Origin of the sequence: Gemmobacter megaterium, assembly GCF_900156815.1 — a bacterium.
GTDB lineage: Bacteria > Pseudomonadota > Alphaproteobacteria > Rhodobacterales > Rhodobacteraceae > Wagnerdoeblera > Wagnerdoeblera megaterium.
The window spans coordinates 662,086-678,158 of record NZ_FTOT01000002.1 but is presented as its reverse complement, the minus strand read 5'-3'; the positions used below and the strand labels follow the sequence as shown (position 1 = coordinate 678,158).

The window sequence follows — 16,073 nt, the reverse complement described above, 5'->3', positions numbered from 1 at the left end:
TGGACGCCTATGCAGGAGGCTTGGCTGTGCCGTATTCCGATTCTCGTCCCAAAGGCTGTGATCCGGCTTTGCCGATGCAAGGGCTTACGATCCTTGTGGTCGAGGACAGCCGCTATGCCTCCGAAGCCTTCCGGCTGATGGCGCAGCGTTCGGGTGCCCGGCTGCGGCGGGCCGAGACACTTGCAGATGCGCGGCGTCATCTTGCGATCTATGTGCCCGATGTGGTGATCGTCGACATGGGGTTGCCGGATGGGTCGGGGGCTGGTCTTGTCCGCGACCTGGCCCAGTCCGGCACGGCGCCGTCCGTCCTTCTGGGGTTAAGCGGCGATCCGGCGCAGCGCGGCATCGCCCTGGCCGCCGGCGCCGCCGGTTTCATGGAAAAGCCGGTCGCCGGATTGGCCGAATTCCAGTCTGCGGTGCTGGCGCATCTGCCAAGCCGCCTCGCCGCATCGCATAGCGGGGACGATCCGGAACCTGACAGGTTCGCATTGCGCGAAGATCTCGCACATGCTGCGGGGATACTGGCCGAGGGGCCGGATGCGGCGCAGCGCGCCTATCTCGCCCGGTTTCTGGCAGGCATTGCCCGCAGCACGCGCGATACGGCACTGGCCCGCGCTGCCGAAGACCTGCCCTATGCCGATTCTGCGCGGCTGACCTATCTGACAGGGCTTGTCGCCTTGCGGATGGGCGAAATGCCCCGCCCCTTCGCCTGAGTGCGGCCGGTGATCAGCGTGGTGCTGCTGTCGATCTGCGCCATTGCATGGGCTTTCCGCCTGCTGTCATGGATGCGCGGGGGCCAGGGCCGAAATCTCGAGCCCGATCCGGCAGAAATCCGGCGGCGTTGTGTGGCTGGGGTCGGCCAGCCACTGCTGGCACTCGGATGTCTTGCTGCAATGCGCGCAGGACTGCACCATCCGCGCAAGATCGCTGCGCGTCAGCCAACCATCGACGACCGCGCGCGCAAGATGCAGGCCAGAGGCGCGCGCCATGCCATGCGCCATCCACCAGCTCCGCTGTTGTTCGGGAAATCCGATCATGGATGTGTCTCCATGTTCCGGGAATGGTGCCGTGCCATTGATGCCTCCGTTCGCCCGCTTCACGCATACAGCCTGCCTGTCGAACGACCGCCGCGCCTTGAGTCAGATCAAACGGCTAGAGTTCCGACGCCTTCGGCTGTGTATCGGCAATGGCCGAAATCCTGGCGGAAAGCCCGGCCAGAAGATCCAGCTCCGACGGTAGCAGGCCGGCGCTGGCCGCGCGATCCATGGCTTCTGCACTGGCGCGGGCCGCCACCTGGGCAAAAACCGCAGGCGCCATGCCTGCCAGCGCCAGCAGGGCCTTGTGAAGCCGGACCTGCACCTCGATCAGGCCGGCGCCATCGCGCGCGATGGGGCGAAATGCATCGTCGATCAGATCGGCACTGCGGATGGGGGGCACATGCAGGCGTGGCCAGCGGATGTCGGTCTCTGGCGGCTCGTCCCATTCCGACAGCACACGGACCAGACGTCCGATCACCTCGATTGCCGTGCCAGGGTCGTTCACCGCAGGAGACAGGGCCCGCGAGGCGGCTTCGGTCAGGGCAATCAGACCAAAGCGCGGATCCTGGTCATAGGTCCGGCAGTGCCCGATGCTGAAGGCGGCTCTGGCCTGTTCGTGCAGATCGTCCCGCAGATCCGCCATATGGAGCAATGGCGCTGCAGGGTGGACGAAGGTTCCCGGTAGTGCCGCCAGATACATGTCGCGCCCTGCGCGGTCCGCCAACGCCGACAACTGCGCCATATCCACATGCTGCACATAGCCGGTGGTGTCTGCCGTCAAAGGCGGCGCGCTGATCGGGACGGCGCCGCGCAGCGGGTACCCTCCCAGAAACGGCATTTCTACCCGGCCGTGCAATGCCTCTGACGCGGCCTGCTCCACCCGATCCAGCGTATCGGACAGGCGGCCGAAATCCATCAGATGCGCGATCCACCGCAACAGGGTGCCGACAACCATGGCCAGCACGCCGATCGTCACGACAAACAGCACCAGTCGGCCCCTGTCCCCGTAGACCCCTGTTTTCAGGGCGACAATCCCGACCAGCGCAAACAGGAAGGCACCCAGGAACGTGGCCAGAACCTTTTGGGTTGTCGGATCCTGCTTGAGCAGTTCGATGGCGCGAGGCGTGGCGTTGCTTGTGGCGCCGCCAAAGGCGGTGACCATGATCGACAAGGAGAATGTCGTCACCGCCAACATCGAGGAGGCGAGGATTCCGAGTATCTGCTCGACCGCATCGGCGCCGATCTTCGTCCCAAGATCAGGGGGCAGCAGCGGCTTTACCAGCAGGGCAGCCAGGGCGGTGGCCACCCCCAACACGCCATACCCCAAGGCCCGCACCCAGACCTTGCGTAGCAGGAGCCGTAGGTTCCAGCGAAACCGGCTGACCATGCGCATTCTCCCGTCAGATCATGCGCACAGAACCACGCGGCAACGGCGACAGCAAGCGCCGGATCAGCCAGCGGCAGCGGTCATCAGCTTGCGGTTCGGGCAGAACCTCGGGGGCTGCGGGGCGCCATCGGAGTTGTCGTCCAGCCAATCCTCGCAGCTTCCCGGATTGGCGCAGGCGCAGCAACGTTCGAGCGCGACAGACCATTCGGCATCGCCAAGGTGGTCAAGGTCGGCGCCGACGACCCGCGCCATGCGGGTCATCAACTGGATATGGGCCTGAGTTCGCGGATTTGCCAGCATCGTATGGCTCCATCAAGGGATACCGCTGCATGGTCGCGCACCCCTTGCGCCCGCGCCTTGATCCAGGTCAACCGCTCAGTGCAGGCGCCCGGCGCGCAAGTCCGCCAGCGTGGCGTTGACGATCCCGATGCGCTGGGCATTCGGGGGGTGGGATCCCAGGAAACGGTCGCCCGGATCGGGAATGCGGGTGAAGAAACCCGCCCCCCGCGCCGGGTCATAGCCGGCCCGCCATGCGATGATGGTGCCAATGGCGTCGGCTTCCAGTTCGTAGTCCTTGGAATAGCTGCGGGCACCCACCGACGCGCCGATGTCCTGCGCAGAGCGTATGGCGCCGGCATTCGCCCCGCCGAGTGCGGCGATGGTGCCAAGGATGGCGGCCCCCGCCATTGCAGAGTTGCGCGAGCGCCCGATATGCCCCGCGATGTGATGCGCGGCTTCGTGGCCGAGCACGAAGGCAAGTTCATCGGCGTTCCTGGCATCGGCGATCAACGCCAGCGTGAAACCGATCAAGGGCTGGCCGGTCTGCGGATCCAGCGTGTGAAAGGCGTTGGACGGTGCCCCGGCACGGTTGTCGATGACAATGCGGAAATCACAGTTCAGGTCCGGCCGCTTTTCGCGGCAGTAGCGTTCGGCCACAGGCTCCACTTGGGCAACCACCTCCACGAAGGTGCGTGCGGCGACGCGAAAGTCGGGCGCGGTGGAAGGTACGGGCGCAGGCGCAGGCGGCGCAGGCATCGCCGTCGGTGTCATGGTGCAACCAGCCAGCCCCGCAAGCACTGCCAGAATCAGCCCTGTCCGTTTCATAGTCGCCCCGCCATGCCCTTTGCGCGGAAGCAATCTAGCGGGGCGGCGCAGCGGGGGAAAGCGGCCATGCGGTGTTTGACAGGGACGTGAGGGGGGTTTGCCCTCGGGCCGCAGCCATGGCAGGATCGCGGGAACCGCAGGAGGTGCGCCATGTTCACCATCGAACACGAGTTTGACGCGACGGTCATCACCCTGGTGGACGAAGGTGCGAGCCCGCTGGAGGAGGACGTCACGGTAACCGCCTTCGAAGACGGGGTGACGCTTGAGCAACTGGACCCCCGCAGCGACGAGGTGCAGCGGATCATCCTGAGCCCGACGCAGGTGCGCGATCTTGCGGCGGCGCTCAATCTGCCCGAAGGCATCTACCGCCGTACTGATCTGCGAAAGGACGAGTGATGTTCAAACCGGGGGCCATCGGCCCAGAGCTTGGAGCGTGGCAGGCTCCGCCGCATCCGCCGCGGGTGGAACTCTCTGGCGCATGGGTGGATCTTGCCCCGCTGTCGGTGGATCATGCCCCTGCGCTGTGGCGCGCGGTCGAAGCGCGCCCGGAATTGTGGACCTATATGGGCGGCGGCCCCTTTGCGTCCGAGGCCGAGTTCGCCGAGTGGATCGTAACGGTTGCGCCGGGCGCGGATCCGCAGTTCTGGGCCATCCGGCCCAAGGGCGGGGACTGGGCGGGAATGGCCAGCTATCTGCGGATCACCCCGAAGGATGGCGTGATCGAGGTGGGCAACATCCTGTTTTCACCCGTCTTGCAGGGCACGCCCGCCGCGACCGAGGCCATGGTGCTGATGATGCGCTTTGCCTTTGACCTTGGGTATCGGCGCTATGAATGGAAGTGTAATGCGCTGAACCTGCCGTCGCGCCGCGCCGCGCAGCGGTTGGGGTTCAGCTACGAAGGCACCTTTCGCCAGCATATGGTGATCAAGGGCCGGAATCGGGACACGGCGTGGTTTTCCATCACCGATGTCGAGTGGCCCGTCCTTGAGGCGGCCTATCGGCGGTGGTTGGATCCGGCGAATTTTGTCGAGGGGAGGCAGGTCGTGGCGCTGTCGGATCTGACACGCGGCCTGATCACCGCGCGCGACCCGGCGCTGTAGCGGGGCTGCACGCCGGGGATGCCTCCGGCGGGGACATTTCATCAGAGCAAAGCCATGACCGGCAGACTTATCGAGACCGACGCCTGTGTGGCCGAAGGCGCCGAATGGCTGGCGTCACGCGATGCGCGATTTGCCGAGGCGCTTGTGTTGACGGGGCCGCTGCCGCTGCGGCGGAAGCAGGGTGGATTTCACGATCTGTTGGGGGCCATCGTGTCGCAACAGGTCAGCGTCGCCTCTGCCAACGCGATATGGGCGCGGATGGTGGACGCCGGGATGACCCGGCCCGAGGCCGTGGCCCAGGCAAGCGATGCGGAGCTGCGCGCTTGCGGCCTGTCGCGCCAGAAGGTGCGCTATGCACAGGCGCTGGCGGCGGCGGGGCTCGACTTCGACGGGCTGCGCGACATGCCGGACGAGACCGTGGTGGCCACGTTGGTGGCCTTGCCCGGAATCGGGCGCTGGACCGCAGAGATCTATGCGATGTTCAGTCTTGGCCGTGCCGACGTTTTCGCGCCTGCCGATCTGGCCTTGCAGGAATCGGCGCGGTTACTGTTCGGCCTGGAGACGCGACCGACCGAAAAGGCGCTGCGCCTTATGGCGGCGGAGTGGTCGCCCTGGCGGGCGGTTGCGGCACGGCTGTTGTGGGCCTATTACCGGGTGGCCAAGGACCGTGAGGGAACAAGATGACGCGCAAGTTGAATGCCAAACGCAAGCCCTCGCAATCGGGCGATGTGAAATCGGCGGTGATCTTTCTGCATGGCTATGGCGCGGATGGTGCCGATCTGCTGGGGCTTGCCGACCCGCTGGCGCCACATCTGCCGGACACGGCCTTTCATGCCCCCGACGCGCCCGAGCGTTGCACGGGAAATCCTTTCGGGTTCCAGTGGTTTCCCATCCCATGGCTGGACGGATCGAGCGACGCCGAGGCAGAGGCGGGCCTGGCGGCGGCGGCGGACGATCTGAACGCCTATATCGACAGCGTGCTGGCGACCGAGGGGCTGGCGCCGGACCGGCTGGCCTTGGTGGGTTTTTCTCAGGGCACGATGATGAGCCTGCATGTCGCCCTGCGCCGGGACGAGGAACTGGCGGGTGTCGTCGCCTTTTCCGGTCGATTGCTGCGCCCGGATCGGTTGATGACAGAGATGAAGGTGAAACCGCCGGTGCTGCTGGTGCATGGGGATGCCGATCCGGTCGTTCCTTTTGACGATATGCGCAAGGCCGCCGAGGCCCTGGTCGAGGCGCGGGTCGAAACCTATGCGCATGTGATGAAGGGGACGGGCCACGGAATTGCGCCGGATGGCCTTGGGGTCGCGCTGAATTTCTTGCGTGACCGTCTGGGCTGATCCGTCACGCGCCTGTCATCAATGACTGCCAGATTCGCCACGCGATCACAGATCGCGGGGCTTGCCATGCTGCAAGCGCGATATATAGTCTGGAGGACGGGGCGGGGCTCCCGCCCTGCCTGACAGGGCCAAGGAGGCATGGGTCTTGCTTGACACAGCCGAAACCGAATTCCGTACCGGATTTGTCCGCGATCCGGCCTCGCTGAAGCATTTTCCCGCTTTGGTGCTGAATGCCGATTACCGGCCGCTCAGCTATTACCCGCTGTCTCTCTGGCCCTGGCAGGAGACGGTGAAGGCCGTGGTGCTGGAGCGGGTGCAGATCGTGGCCGAATATGAGGCCACGGTCCGAAGCCAAAGGGCCGAGTTCCGGATACCTTCCGTCGTGGTGCTGAAAGATTATGTGAAACCCCAGAAGCGCGTGGCATTCACGCGCTTCAATCTTTTTCTGAGGGACGAGTTCCGCTGTCAGTATTGCGGCAGCGTGCATGATCTGACGTTTGACCATGTCATTCCGCGCTCGCGCGGCGGGACGACGTCCTGGGAGAACGTGGTCGCGGCCTGTAGCCCCTGCAACCTGCGCAAAAGCAATCGGTCGTTGAAGCAATCCGGGCTGAGGCTGACGCGAATCCCCCGCGCGCCTTCGCCCGAAGAGATGCGGAACGCGGGCCGAAAGTTCCCGCCGAACCACCTGCACCAAAGCTGGGTCGATTATCTGTATTGGGACGCGGAACTGGACGCCTGATATGGCGCCGCTAGGTCGCCAGGGGTGCGTTCTACCGGCGGCGTCAATCCGGCCTGGCCCGGCGAACGCTCCTCATCGGGTTGCATCGCGGCCATTCGCGTAGCCTTGGGGGCCAGAGGCCGGGAGCGCGCGGCCTCGCTGCTCTACGGGCCGGTCACTCCGGGGCCGCCGCAGCCAAGGTGCCCTGGTAGTGGACCAGCAGGCTGCGTGTCATTGGCGCAAGGATTCTGACGTCGAAGCAGAATCGTCCTGCATCGGCATGTTCCCGCGCGATGGACACCGGCAGCAGCCAGCGCGGCAGGGGAATGGGGCCAAGGTGGCCCGAGGCCACCGGGAAATGCAGCGCCTCGCCTTCAACCTTCAGCCCGAGGCGGAAGGTGAAGGGGCCGAAGCTTTCGGTCATGCCATCAGCGTTTGCCGCCAGGCGCGACCGGAAGACCTGCGCCCCGAAGTGCCGCTGCCATGTTTCGCCCTTGGGCGTGGCGGTCTTGATGACCTCGACCGGCACATCCGTTCCGGTCGGCGGGAAGCCGAAGATGCGACCCAGCAGCCCGGCCCAAAGCCCTGTGCCGCGCTGGACAGCGGCGGTGCCTTGCCAATGGCTGATGTCCATTGTTAGATGCGTGGCCCTGACCGGCGCGGGCAATATGTCGAAGTCTGGGCCAAGCACTCGGGGAAACAGTGCGATGGCAGGTTCTGTCACGTACTCGGTCCGCACATGCAGATCCGTCATCGCTGCTTCGGCTTCGGCCAGGGTGATCGCCTCGATCGCCGGGCCTGCGCCAGAGGGCAGGGTAGCGCGCCGGAGAAGGGCGCGGGTCGCAACGGCCGGGATGAAGGGACCATCGCCGTCGTCGGCCAACAGACGCCAGAAGCGGCGCTCTCCGTTGATCCCCACCATGACCGTCATGCCGCCACGGCCACTGCCGAAGGGGGCCAGCAGATCGGCGGCCAGCTTGAAGGCGCGCAGGACCGGGGCGTTGACAGGGATCCCGACCCAGCGCCGCAGCCGGGCAAAGGCGGCCAGCCCGTAGCGCATGACTGCCAGTTCCAGCCCGGCGCGAAACTGCACGGATTGCGCGCCGAAATGTCCTGGGAACAGGGTCAGGTCCGGCACCTCGATTTGCCAGCCCTGGCGGGTCAACCCGCCCGGCAAGGCATAGTCGCGCGGTGTGGACCAGCCGGTTGCGGGCATCCAGCGCCCGCCGCGCCAGACCTGCATCGGTTGTCCGGCCTGCGACAGGATCGACGCCATGACAGACAATCCGCGCGGGCTTTGATTGCCGGGCAGGATCGCGGTGTCGATCACCTGCGGCCTGTCCGATCCGACCAGCGCGCGCACGGCGGCGCTGGACAGCGCCGGAACCGAGGAAAGGCCCGAAAGCACACAGCACCCCGCCGCCCGCGCCGAGGCATCCAGCGTGTGGATTCCGGCGCAGAACCGGGCATCATCGGCCAGATCCAGGTAGTGCATTCCGGCGGCGATGGCGGCACGGGGCAGGCGGTAAGGATCGTCGCCATAGGCATGGAAGGGGCCAGCGGCATCGACCACGACCTCATGCCCCGCCAGCAGGTGCAGATCGCGGTCGCGGTCCATGCGCAGCCAATCGCATCCAAGCGATGCGGCCAGCGCCTGCGCCCTGGCTGCATCACGTCCGGCGATGGTCACACCATGTCCGTCGCGCAGCAGCAACCGGGCGACACGCTCGCCAAAGACGCCATAGCCGCCAAGGACCAGCACCTTCATCGCAGCAGCCGACGCTGAAACGCTGCATCCGGCAGGGTGCACATGTCGGCGCGGCCAAAGAGGGCATACCGATTGCGCGCCAGCCGCGTGTAAAGCCAGTCGCGCAGCGGTCGCGGTGCGATGCGCAGCACGCCGGTCAGCCGTGCCCAGCCGCCAAAGCGCCGACCCGCGTGAAGCACCGCCTCGAAGTCCTGATGCAGCAAACCATTGTCAATGAACAGCCAGGACGAAGGATCCTCGGGCACCAGCCCATAGTGGCGCAAGAGGGCCGCGCCCAGCGGGCTCTGGATCGGGCAGATGCGCACCGTGCCCGAATGGTCGAGTTGGTGGATCATCCGCGCACCCCAACTGCAAATCGCGCATTCGGCATCCATCACCGCGACGGGGGCACTGTCGTCGAAATCTGGAACTGCGGGATCGTCTCGGTAGGAGAAGGGTTTGCGCATGATGGTGATGATCATCGCCGATGCCGGGGGCGGGTGCAATCTGCTGCGGCTCCGATGCCTCGGGCGCGCGACTGCTGTGGTCCGGCGTCGCTGGTCAGACGGGAACGGGCATCAGGCGGCACGGATCCGCGCAACGGCGGACTTGCCCCCTCCCAAGCGGGCGTCAAATGCGAGAGTCCCCCCGTGCTCTTGATTGGCAGGGACTGGTTGTCCCGACAGGCGAATCGCCTGGCCCCGAAGGTCTCAGGCGGGTTCGCGCAGCAGGCGTGGCACTTTGAACTCGATATGTTCCTGCGCGGTTTCGACCAGTTCGACCGTGGTGTCAAAGCGTGCGCGAAAGGCGTCGATCACCTCGTTGACCAGAACTTCGGGGGCGCTGGCGCCAGCGGTGATGCCGACCGACCGGATACCGGCCAGCGCGCGCCAGTCGATGTCGGCGGCCCGCTGGACCAGTTGGGAATAGGCGCAGCCCGCCGCTTTGCCGACCTCGACCAGTCGGCGCGAGTTCGAGGAATTCGGGGCACCGATCACCAGAAGCGCGTCGATCTGCGGCGAGATCGCCTTGACGGCGGCCTGCCGGTTGGTGGTGGCGTAGCAGATGTCATCATGCGCAGGTGCCAGAATCGCTGGAAAGCGATCCTTGAGCGCGGCTGCGATTTCAGCAGTGTCGTCCACCGAAAGCGTGGTCTGGGTGATGAACGCCAGTTTCGCGGGGTCACGCACCCGCAGCGTGGCGACGTCCGCGACGGTTTCGACCAGCAGAACCTCGCCTGGTGGCAACTGGCCCATCGTGCCGACCGTTTCAGGGTGCCCCGCATGGCCGATCATCACCAGTTGCAATCCGTTCTCGGAATGGCGCTGGGCTTCGTTGTGAACCTTGGTGACAAGCGGGCAGGTGGCATCCACGGCAATCATCTGCCGCCGGGCCGCTTCGGCGGGGACCGCCTTGGGCACGCCATGGGCGGAAAAGATCACCGGGCGGTCCAGCGGGCAATCGTCAAGTTCCTCGACAAAGACCGCACCTTTGGCGCGCAGCCCGTCAACCACGAACTTGTTGTGCACGATCTCGTGCCGGACATAGACCGGGGCGCCCCATTTTTCCAACGCCATTTCGACGATGCGGATCGCGCGGTCCACACCGGCGCAGAACCCGCGTGGCGCGGCAAGGTACAGGGTCAGCGGCGGCAGGCTCATGCGGTTTCCTTGTTGCTCGGGGCAATCTAGGGCCTGTGGCGCGGGAATTCCAGTCTCAGCCCACCAGTCCCAGAGTGACCAGCGCAAGCACGACAAAGCGCAGGGTCTTGGCAAGGGCAAGAATGGCAAGGACCAGTGCAAAGGGGGCCTTGGCCAAGCCAGCCAGAACCACCAGAAGATCCCCGCCGGGCAACCAGGACAGCAGCAAAGACCACAGGCCCCAACGGGAATACCATGCCTCGATCCGGGCTTGCCAGCGTCCCGCCCGCGTCGGCAGATGACCGTTGGCCGCATTCCCGGCGACTCGGGCAAGGGCATAGGTCAGCACCGACCCGGCGGTATTGGCCAGCGCAGCCACCGCCACGGTCAGGGCCGGAAGCGCCAGCCCCGACATCAACATGCCGACGAACAGCGGCTCGGATGTCATCGGCAGCGGCGTTGCAGCGGCAAAGGATGCCGCCGCAAGGCCCAGCAACGCAAGGAAGACGCCAGAGGTCATCCGGCGCCGAAGATGCGCGATGCGGGCGTCACCGGGCCTCGGCCGGGGCTTCGTCGCGTTCGCCGACCGGCCTGTCGGTCAGGGGGCGCGGCTCGCGCGGGGGGCGGCCGATGACGTCGCGCAGTTCTTCCAGCTCGATGAAGTTGTCGGCCTGCCGGCGCAGTTCGTCGGCGATCATCGGGGGCTGGCTGCGGATCGTCGAGACGACCGAAACCCGCACGCCCTGGCGTTGCAGGGATTCGACCAAAGGCTTGAAATCGCCATCGCCCGAGAACAGCACGATGTGATCCACGCGCGGTGCGAGTTCCATGGCATCGACCGTCAGTTCGATGTCCATGTTGCCCTTGACCTTCCGGCGGCCCTGGCTGTCGGTGTATTCCTTGGCCGGTTTCGTGACCATGGCAAAGCCGTTGTAGTGCAGCCAGTCGACCAGGGGCCGGATGGGCGAATATTCCTCGTTCTCCAGCAATGCGGTGTAGTAGAAGGCCCGCACCAGTTTGCCCCGGCGCATGAACTCTTGCCGCAGCAGTTTGTAGTCGATATCGAAGCCCAGGGCGCGGGCTGCGGCGTAGAGGTTGGAGCCGTCAATGAACAGCGCCAACCGATCGTCCTTGTAAAACATATCATGTCCCCTCAAAAAATGGTCAGAAATCGATCAAGCGTGAGTGGCGCGCGGTGAATGACCAAACGATTTCGGACCACAGATCGTAAATATTCCAAACCTCCGTGACTGCAACATACATCATACGAAAGTGTAGCATTGGCCATGTGGCCGGGGAAGGGCTTCGTTCATCCATGGCGGGCTGTTGATGGCGGAAATTCAACTTTTGGTTGAATTTCGGGCGCCATTCGCATCTGCGACGCGCTGTCACTGGATTCCGCCCTTGTCAATCCCCTGTTGATCGACTAGCTAGGCTGCTCCATGCCCCCGATCGAACTGGAGTGACTCATGGCCCGCGTGACGGTCGAAGATTGCGTTGACAAGGTTCCGAACCGTTTCGAGCTTGTGATGCTTGCGTCCCACCGTGCGCGCGAGATCGCGGCCGGAGCCCCGATTACCGTCGAGCGTGAGCGCGACAAGAATTCGGTCGTATCCCTGCGCGAGATCGCCGAGGAAACCCAGCAAGCCGATGCGCTGCGCGAACGGATGATTTCCAGCCTCCAGACCCAGATCGAGGTGGACGAGCCGGAAGAAGACAAGATGTCGCTGCTGATGGGCGCCGAAATGGATCGCCCCTCCAGCGACGACATGTCCGAAGAGCGTATGTTGCGTATGCTCGTCGAAGCACAACGGGAAGACTGACAGGCCCGGCGGAGCTGCGATGATCGACGTCGAAGACCTCATCGCGCTCGTTCGCCTGTACAATCCCCGCACCAACGAGGATCTGTTGCGCCGCGCGTATGATTACGGGCGGCGTATGCATGACGGGCAGTTGCGCCACTCTGGCGAGCCCTATTTCACCCATCCGGTCGCGGTGGCGGCGATCCTGACCGAGATGCGGCTGGATGACGCGACCATCGTCACCGCCCTGCTGCACGATACCATCGAGGATACGAAATCCACCTATACAGAGGTGGAGCGTCTGTTCGGGACCGAGGTCGCGGAACTGGTCGATGGCGTGACCAAGCTGACCAACCTGCAACTATCCTCGACCCAGTCGAAACAGTCAGAGAACTTTCGCAAGCTGTTCTTTGCGATGTCCAAGGATCTGAGGGTGATCCTGGTCAAGCTGGCCGACCGGCTGCACAACATGCGCACGATCCGCAGCATGAAGTCGGAGAAACAGGCCCAGAAAGCCCGCGAGACGATGGAGATCTATGCCCCCCTTGCCGGACGCATGGGGATGCAATGGATGCGTGAGGAACTGGAGGATCTGTCGTTCCGCGTGCTGAACCCCGAGGCGCGCAACTCGATCCTGCGGCGGTTCATTCTGTTGCAACGTGAAGCGGGGGATGTGGTCCACAAGATCACCGCCGATATCCGGACCGAACTGGACAAGGTGGCGATAGAGGCGAACGTCTACGGTCGTGCCAAGAAGCCGTATTCGGTCTGGCGCAAGATGCAGGAAAAGGATCTGGCCTTCAGCCGCCTGTCCGACATCTACGGGTTCCGCATCATCACGCGGGATGTTGCCGATTGTTATCGTGCGCTGGGGGTTGTGCATCAGCGCTGGCGCGCAGTGCCGGGGCGGTTCAAGGACTATATCAGCCAGCCCAAGCAGAACGGCTACCGATCCATCCACACCACCGTGTCGGGTCGCGATGGCAAGCGGGTCGAGGTGCAGATCCGCACCCAGGAAATGCACGAAGTGGCCGAGGCCGGGGTCGCCGCGCATTGGTCGTACCGCGATGGCCAGCGCAGCGCCAACCCTTTTGCCGTCGATCCGGCCAAGTGGATTGCCCAGTTGACCGAACGGTTCGAGGAAGGCGACACCGACGAATTCCTCGAACACGTCAAGCTGGAGATGTATTCCGACCAGGTGTTCTGCTTTACCCCCAAGGGGGATGTGGTGCAGTTGCCGCGTGGGGCGACGCCGCTGGATTACGCCTATGCGATCCATACCCGGATCGGGAATGCCTGTGTGTCGGCCAAGGTCGATGGCATCCGCGTACCGTTGTGGACCCGGCTGCGCAATGGTCAGGCGGTAGAGATCATCACCGCCGAAGGGCAAAAGCCGCAGGCCAGCTGGATCGACATCGTGACCACCGGGCGGGCCAAGGCCGCCATCCGCAAGTCGCTGCGCGAGGAGGACCGGGGCCGGTTCGTCAAGTTGGGCCGCGAACTGGCGCGTGTCACCTTCGAACGCTATGGCAAGAAGTCCACCGACAAGGCGTTGCAGACCGCTGCCCGCGCCTTTGGCCTTGCCGATGACGAGGAATTGCTGGCGCGGATCGGGTCGGCGGAACTGACCGCCCGCAAGGTGGTCGAGACGCTGTATCCAGAGCTGAGCATCTCGCAGGACGAGGTGGATGGTGCGCGCCCTGTCCTGGGGCTGGCCGAGGGGCAGACCTTTACGCGTGCATCCTGCTGCCAGCCACTGCCGGGAGAGCGGATTGTCGGCATCACCTATCGCGGCAAGGGTGTTGTCGCCCATGCCATCGACTGCCCCACCCTGATCGAACTGGATGATCAGCCGGATCGCTGGATTGATCTGCAATGGCATTCCGGTCGTCATGCCGCGGTGAACACCGTCACGCTGGAATTGACCATTTCGAATGCGGCGGGTGTGCTGGGTCGGATCTGCACACTGATCGGTGATCGCAAGGCGAACATTTCCGACCTTCATTTTGCCGACAAGAAGCCCGATTATTATCGCATCGTCATCGACGTCGATCTTCGGGATGTCGAGCACCTGCACAACGTTACCATGGCGCTGGATGCCGAAAGCGACGTGGCGCGGGTTGTCCGCGTCCGCGATCAGAAGCGAAGGCCCTGACGGCGGGGCCGCGGCAGGGGAAGGAACGGCCTTGGTCTTCAAACGACGCGATTCCCGGTCCTGGCCGCGGGTTGTGCTGGAGTTTTTCTGGCCACGCGGTGGTTGGCGGCGCGCGTCCAGTTATATCCTGCATCGCCTGCGCCGGTTGCCCGATACGCCAGATCGTATCGCGCGCGGCGTTTTCGCGGGTGTTTTCGTCTCGTTCACACCGCTATACGGGTTCCATTTTCTGGCTGCGGCGACGGTGGCCTGGGCCTATCGCGGAAACATCCTTGCGGCACTGCTGGCCACATTCGTCGGCAATCCGATCACCTTTCCCATTTTCGCCACAATGTCGCTGGAAACGGGATACTGGTTGCTGGGGGCAGAGTACCGGCTGCCGCTGTCAGCGGTCATGCCCGCCTTTGGCGAGGCCGGGGCGCAGTTGAGCCGCAACCTCATCCGCCTTCTGCACGGAGGCGAAACCTATTGGGAGCCGCTGAAGGTATTCTTTACCAAGGTGTATCTCCCCTATCTGGTCGGGGCGATCATTCCGGGAACGATTGTCGGGCTGATGTTCCAATATGCCAGCCTGCCGCTGATCCGCGCCTATCAACGCCTGCGCAGCCGCAAGACGGTCGAGCGAATCGAGCGCCGCCGCGCCTCGCAGCGGGTCAAGATGGCGCAGGCCGAGGCGGCGGACTGGCAGCTTCTGGGCGCGGATGATCCGGGTGACAAACCGCCCCGGAAATAGCTGCGGGGTGTTCCCTTCCCACCGCGCGCGCACTAGGTTTGCACCACACGGGAACGGAGTGCCGCCATGTCTGCCCAGCCTCTACGCCTTGGCGTCAACATTGATCACGTTGCCACCCTGCGCAACGCAAGGGGCGGGGCCTATCCCGATCCCGTGCGCGCCGCCTTGATGGCCGAAGCCGCCGGGGCCAACGGCATTACGGCCCATCTGCGTGAGGATCGGCGGCACATCATCGACGCCGACATCGCCCGCCTGATGGACGCCATCCGCATACCGCTGAACTTCGAAATGGCGGCCACCGCGGAGATGCAGGCCATTGCGCTGCGGTATCGCCCTCATGCGGTGTGCATCGTCCCTGAAAAGCGCGAGGAACGGACAACCGAAGGGGGCCTGGACGTGGCTGGCGATGACAATCGCCTGAGCGATTTCATCGCGCCGCTGCGCGAGGCCGGCAGCCGTGTTTCCCTGTTCATCGGCCACGACCCGCGCCAGATCGAGGCATCGGCCCGGATCGGTGCGGCTGTGGTCGAACTGCACACCGGCCACTACTGCGACCTGCACGCCGAGGGCCGGATTGCCGAGCGTGACGAGGAACTGCGCCATCTGATGGCCGGTGCCGCCCTTGCCCATGAACTCGGGCTGGAGGTGCACATGGGCCATGGCCTGACCTATGAAACCGTACAGCCGGTGGCAGCGGTGCCCGAGGTGGTGGAGTTGAACATCGGGCATTTCCTGATTTCGGAATCGGTGTTCCTTGGCCTGACCCCCGCCATCGCGGAAATGCGCCGTCTGATGGACGAGGCACGATGCGCATTCGCCTGACGGGCTTGCCGGTCTGGCCTGGGCGCCGAACCTTGTGGGCCGTGGCGCGATGATTCTGGGGATTGGCACCGATCTGGCCAATATCGACCGCATCGCCGGGGTGCTTGACCGCTTTGGCGACCGTTTCCGCAACCGCGTTTTCACCGTGGCCGAACAGTCCAAGGCCGAGCGTCGCCGCGAAACCGCCGCCACCTATGCCAAGCGGTGGGCGGCCAAGGAGGCGTGCTCCAAGGCTCTGGGCACCGGGCTGCGCATGGGAATCGCCTGGCGTGACATGGCGGTGACCAACCTGCGCACCGGCCAGCCGGTGATGCAGGTCACGGGCTGGGCGGCAGAGCGGCTGGCGGCCATGACGCCGCCCGGACACGAAGCGGTCATTCACGTCTCGTTGACCGACGATCACCCTTGGGCGCAGGCTTTCGTCGTGATCGAGGCCCGTCCGCTGCCTTGACAGGCAGGCAGGGCGCGCGCATGAAGCCCCGATC

20 protein-coding genes are annotated in these 16,073 nt (G+C 64.8%); 11 read left to right on the top strand and 9 right to left on the bottom strand.

Translation table 11 applies throughout. The features are described 5' to 3' along the window. The first annotated feature begins 26 nt into the window (after positions 1-26). Positions 27-713, top strand: coding sequence for a response regulator (locus BW970_RS07780; RefSeq protein WP_229740451.1), 687 nt, complete (start codon positions 27-29; stop codon positions 711-713). 66 nt (positions 714-779) lie between these two features. Here the strand turns inward: BW970_RS07780 and BW970_RS07775 are convergent, their stop codons facing one another. From BW970_RS07775 to BW970_RS07760, 4 genes are all read right to left on the bottom strand, one after another. Next, on the bottom strand, positions 780-1,037 hold the full coding sequence (locus BW970_RS07775; RefSeq protein WP_076529824.1) for a DUF6455 family protein: 258 nt from the start codon (positions 1,035-1,037) through the stop codon (positions 780-782). 115 nt (positions 1,038-1,152) lie between these two features. Further along, positions 1,153-2,424 carry a DUF2254 domain-containing protein gene (locus tag BW970_RS07770; RefSeq protein ID WP_076530224.1) on the bottom strand — a complete coding sequence of 424 codons (1,272 nt, stop codon included), beginning with the start codon at positions 2,422-2,424 and terminating at the stop codon, positions 1,153-1,155. A gap of 63 nt (positions 2,425-2,487) precedes the next feature. Further along, complete coding sequence (locus BW970_RS07765) at positions 2,488-2,724, bottom strand: DUF6455 family protein (RefSeq protein ID WP_076529823.1); 237 nt, start codon at positions 2,722-2,724, stop codon at positions 2,488-2,490. Positions 2,725-2,799: 75 nt separating this feature from the next. Continuing rightward, a complete protein-coding gene (locus tag BW970_RS07760) occupies positions 2,800-3,528 on the bottom strand; it encodes a M48 family metallopeptidase (RefSeq protein ID WP_076529822.1) in 729 nt (242 codons plus the stop codon). A gap of 150 nt (positions 3,529-3,678) precedes the next feature. Between BW970_RS07760 and BW970_RS07755 the strand changes: the two genes are divergently transcribed. The 5 genes from BW970_RS07755 (at position 3,679) to BW970_RS07735 (ending at position 6,710) form a co-directional block, all read left to right on the top strand. After that, the gene (locus BW970_RS07755; RefSeq protein ID WP_076529821.1) at positions 3,679-3,924 is read left to right on the top strand and encodes a hypothetical protein; all 246 of its coding nucleotides are present in this window, start codon (positions 3,679-3,681) and stop codon (positions 3,922-3,924) included. After that, positions 3,924-4,628 carry a GNAT family N-acetyltransferase gene (locus BW970_RS07750; RefSeq protein ID WP_076529820.1) on the top strand — a complete coding sequence of 235 codons (705 nt, stop codon included), beginning with the start codon at positions 3,924-3,926 and terminating at the stop codon, positions 4,626-4,628. The genes BW970_RS07755 and BW970_RS07750 overlap by 1 nt, the downstream gene beginning before the upstream one ends. 54 nt (positions 4,629-4,682) lie before the next feature. Continuing rightward, positions 4,683-5,312 (top strand): DNA-3-methyladenine glycosylase family protein, encoded by a 630-nt coding sequence (locus tag BW970_RS07745; RefSeq protein WP_076529819.1) that lies wholly within the window; start codon positions 4,683-4,685, stop codon positions 5,310-5,312. Continuing rightward, complete coding sequence (locus tag BW970_RS07740) at positions 5,309-5,968, top strand: alpha/beta hydrolase (RefSeq protein ID WP_076529818.1); 660 nt, start codon at positions 5,309-5,311, stop codon at positions 5,966-5,968. Before BW970_RS07745 ends, BW970_RS07740 begins: the two co-directional genes overlap by 4 nt. Before the next feature lie 145 nt (positions 5,969-6,113). Next, a complete protein-coding gene (locus BW970_RS07735; protein WP_076529817.1) occupies positions 6,114-6,710 on the top strand; it encodes an HNH endonuclease in 597 nt (198 codons plus the stop codon). 154 nt (positions 6,711-6,864) lie between these two features. Here the strand turns inward: BW970_RS07735 and BW970_RS07730 are convergent, their stop codons facing one another. The 5 genes from BW970_RS07730 to BW970_RS07710 all read right to left on the bottom strand — a co-directional run bounded on the left by BW970_RS07730 (position 6,865) and on the right by BW970_RS07710 (position 11,218). Then, positions 6,865-8,457, bottom strand: a complete 1,593-nt coding sequence (locus tag BW970_RS07730; protein ID WP_076529816.1) for a saccharopine dehydrogenase family protein — start codon at positions 8,455-8,457, stop codon at positions 6,865-6,867. Continuing rightward, entirely contained in the window at positions 8,454-8,918 is a 465-nt protein-coding gene (locus tag BW970_RS07725) for a thiol-disulfide oxidoreductase DCC family protein (protein WP_229740452.1), read from the bottom strand. The genes BW970_RS07730 and BW970_RS07725 overlap by 4 nt, the downstream gene beginning before the upstream one ends. A 228-nt stretch (positions 8,919-9,146) precedes the next feature. Then, a complete protein-coding gene (ispH, locus tag BW970_RS07720; RefSeq protein WP_076529815.1) occupies positions 9,147-10,097 on the bottom strand; it encodes a 4-hydroxy-3-methylbut-2-enyl diphosphate reductase in 951 nt (316 codons plus the stop codon). Positions 10,098-10,152: 55 nt separating this feature from the next. Beyond that, complete coding sequence (locus BW970_RS07715; protein ID WP_076529814.1) at positions 10,153-10,596, bottom strand: YqaA family protein; 444 nt, start codon at positions 10,594-10,596, stop codon at positions 10,153-10,155. A 28-nt stretch (positions 10,597-10,624) separates the two neighbouring features. Beyond that, entirely contained in the window at positions 10,625-11,218 is a 594-nt protein-coding gene (locus BW970_RS07710; RefSeq protein WP_076529813.1) for a LabA-like NYN domain-containing protein, read from the bottom strand. A gap of 327 nt (positions 11,219-11,545) precedes the next feature. Here BW970_RS07710 and rpoZ point away from each other — a divergent pair, with 327 nt between their 5' ends. From rpoZ to acpS, 5 genes are all read left to right on the top strand, one after another. Next, complete coding sequence (rpoZ, locus tag BW970_RS07705) at positions 11,546-11,899, top strand: DNA-directed RNA polymerase subunit omega (protein WP_076529812.1); 354 nt, start codon at positions 11,546-11,548, stop codon at positions 11,897-11,899. Positions 11,900-11,918: 19 nt separating this feature from the next. Then, on the top strand, positions 11,919-14,033 hold the full coding sequence (locus tag BW970_RS07700) for a RelA/SpoT family protein (protein ID WP_076529811.1): 2,115 nt from the start codon (positions 11,919-11,921) through the stop codon (positions 14,031-14,033). Positions 14,034-14,064: 31 nt separating this feature from the next. After that, a complete protein-coding gene (locus BW970_RS07695) occupies positions 14,065-14,766 on the top strand; it encodes a DUF2062 domain-containing protein (RefSeq protein ID WP_076529810.1) in 702 nt (233 codons plus the stop codon). Between the two features lie 66 nt (positions 14,767-14,832). After that, complete coding sequence (locus BW970_RS07690) at positions 14,833-15,588, top strand: pyridoxine 5'-phosphate synthase (protein ID WP_076529809.1); 756 nt, start codon at positions 14,833-14,835, stop codon at positions 15,586-15,588. 49 nt (positions 15,589-15,637) lie between these two features. After that, positions 15,638-16,039: a holo-ACP synthase gene (gene acpS, locus BW970_RS07685; RefSeq protein WP_076530219.1), complete on the top strand. Its 402-nt coding sequence runs from the start codon at positions 15,638-15,640 to the stop codon at positions 16,037-16,039. Positions 16,040-16,073 lie beyond the last annotated feature (34 nt).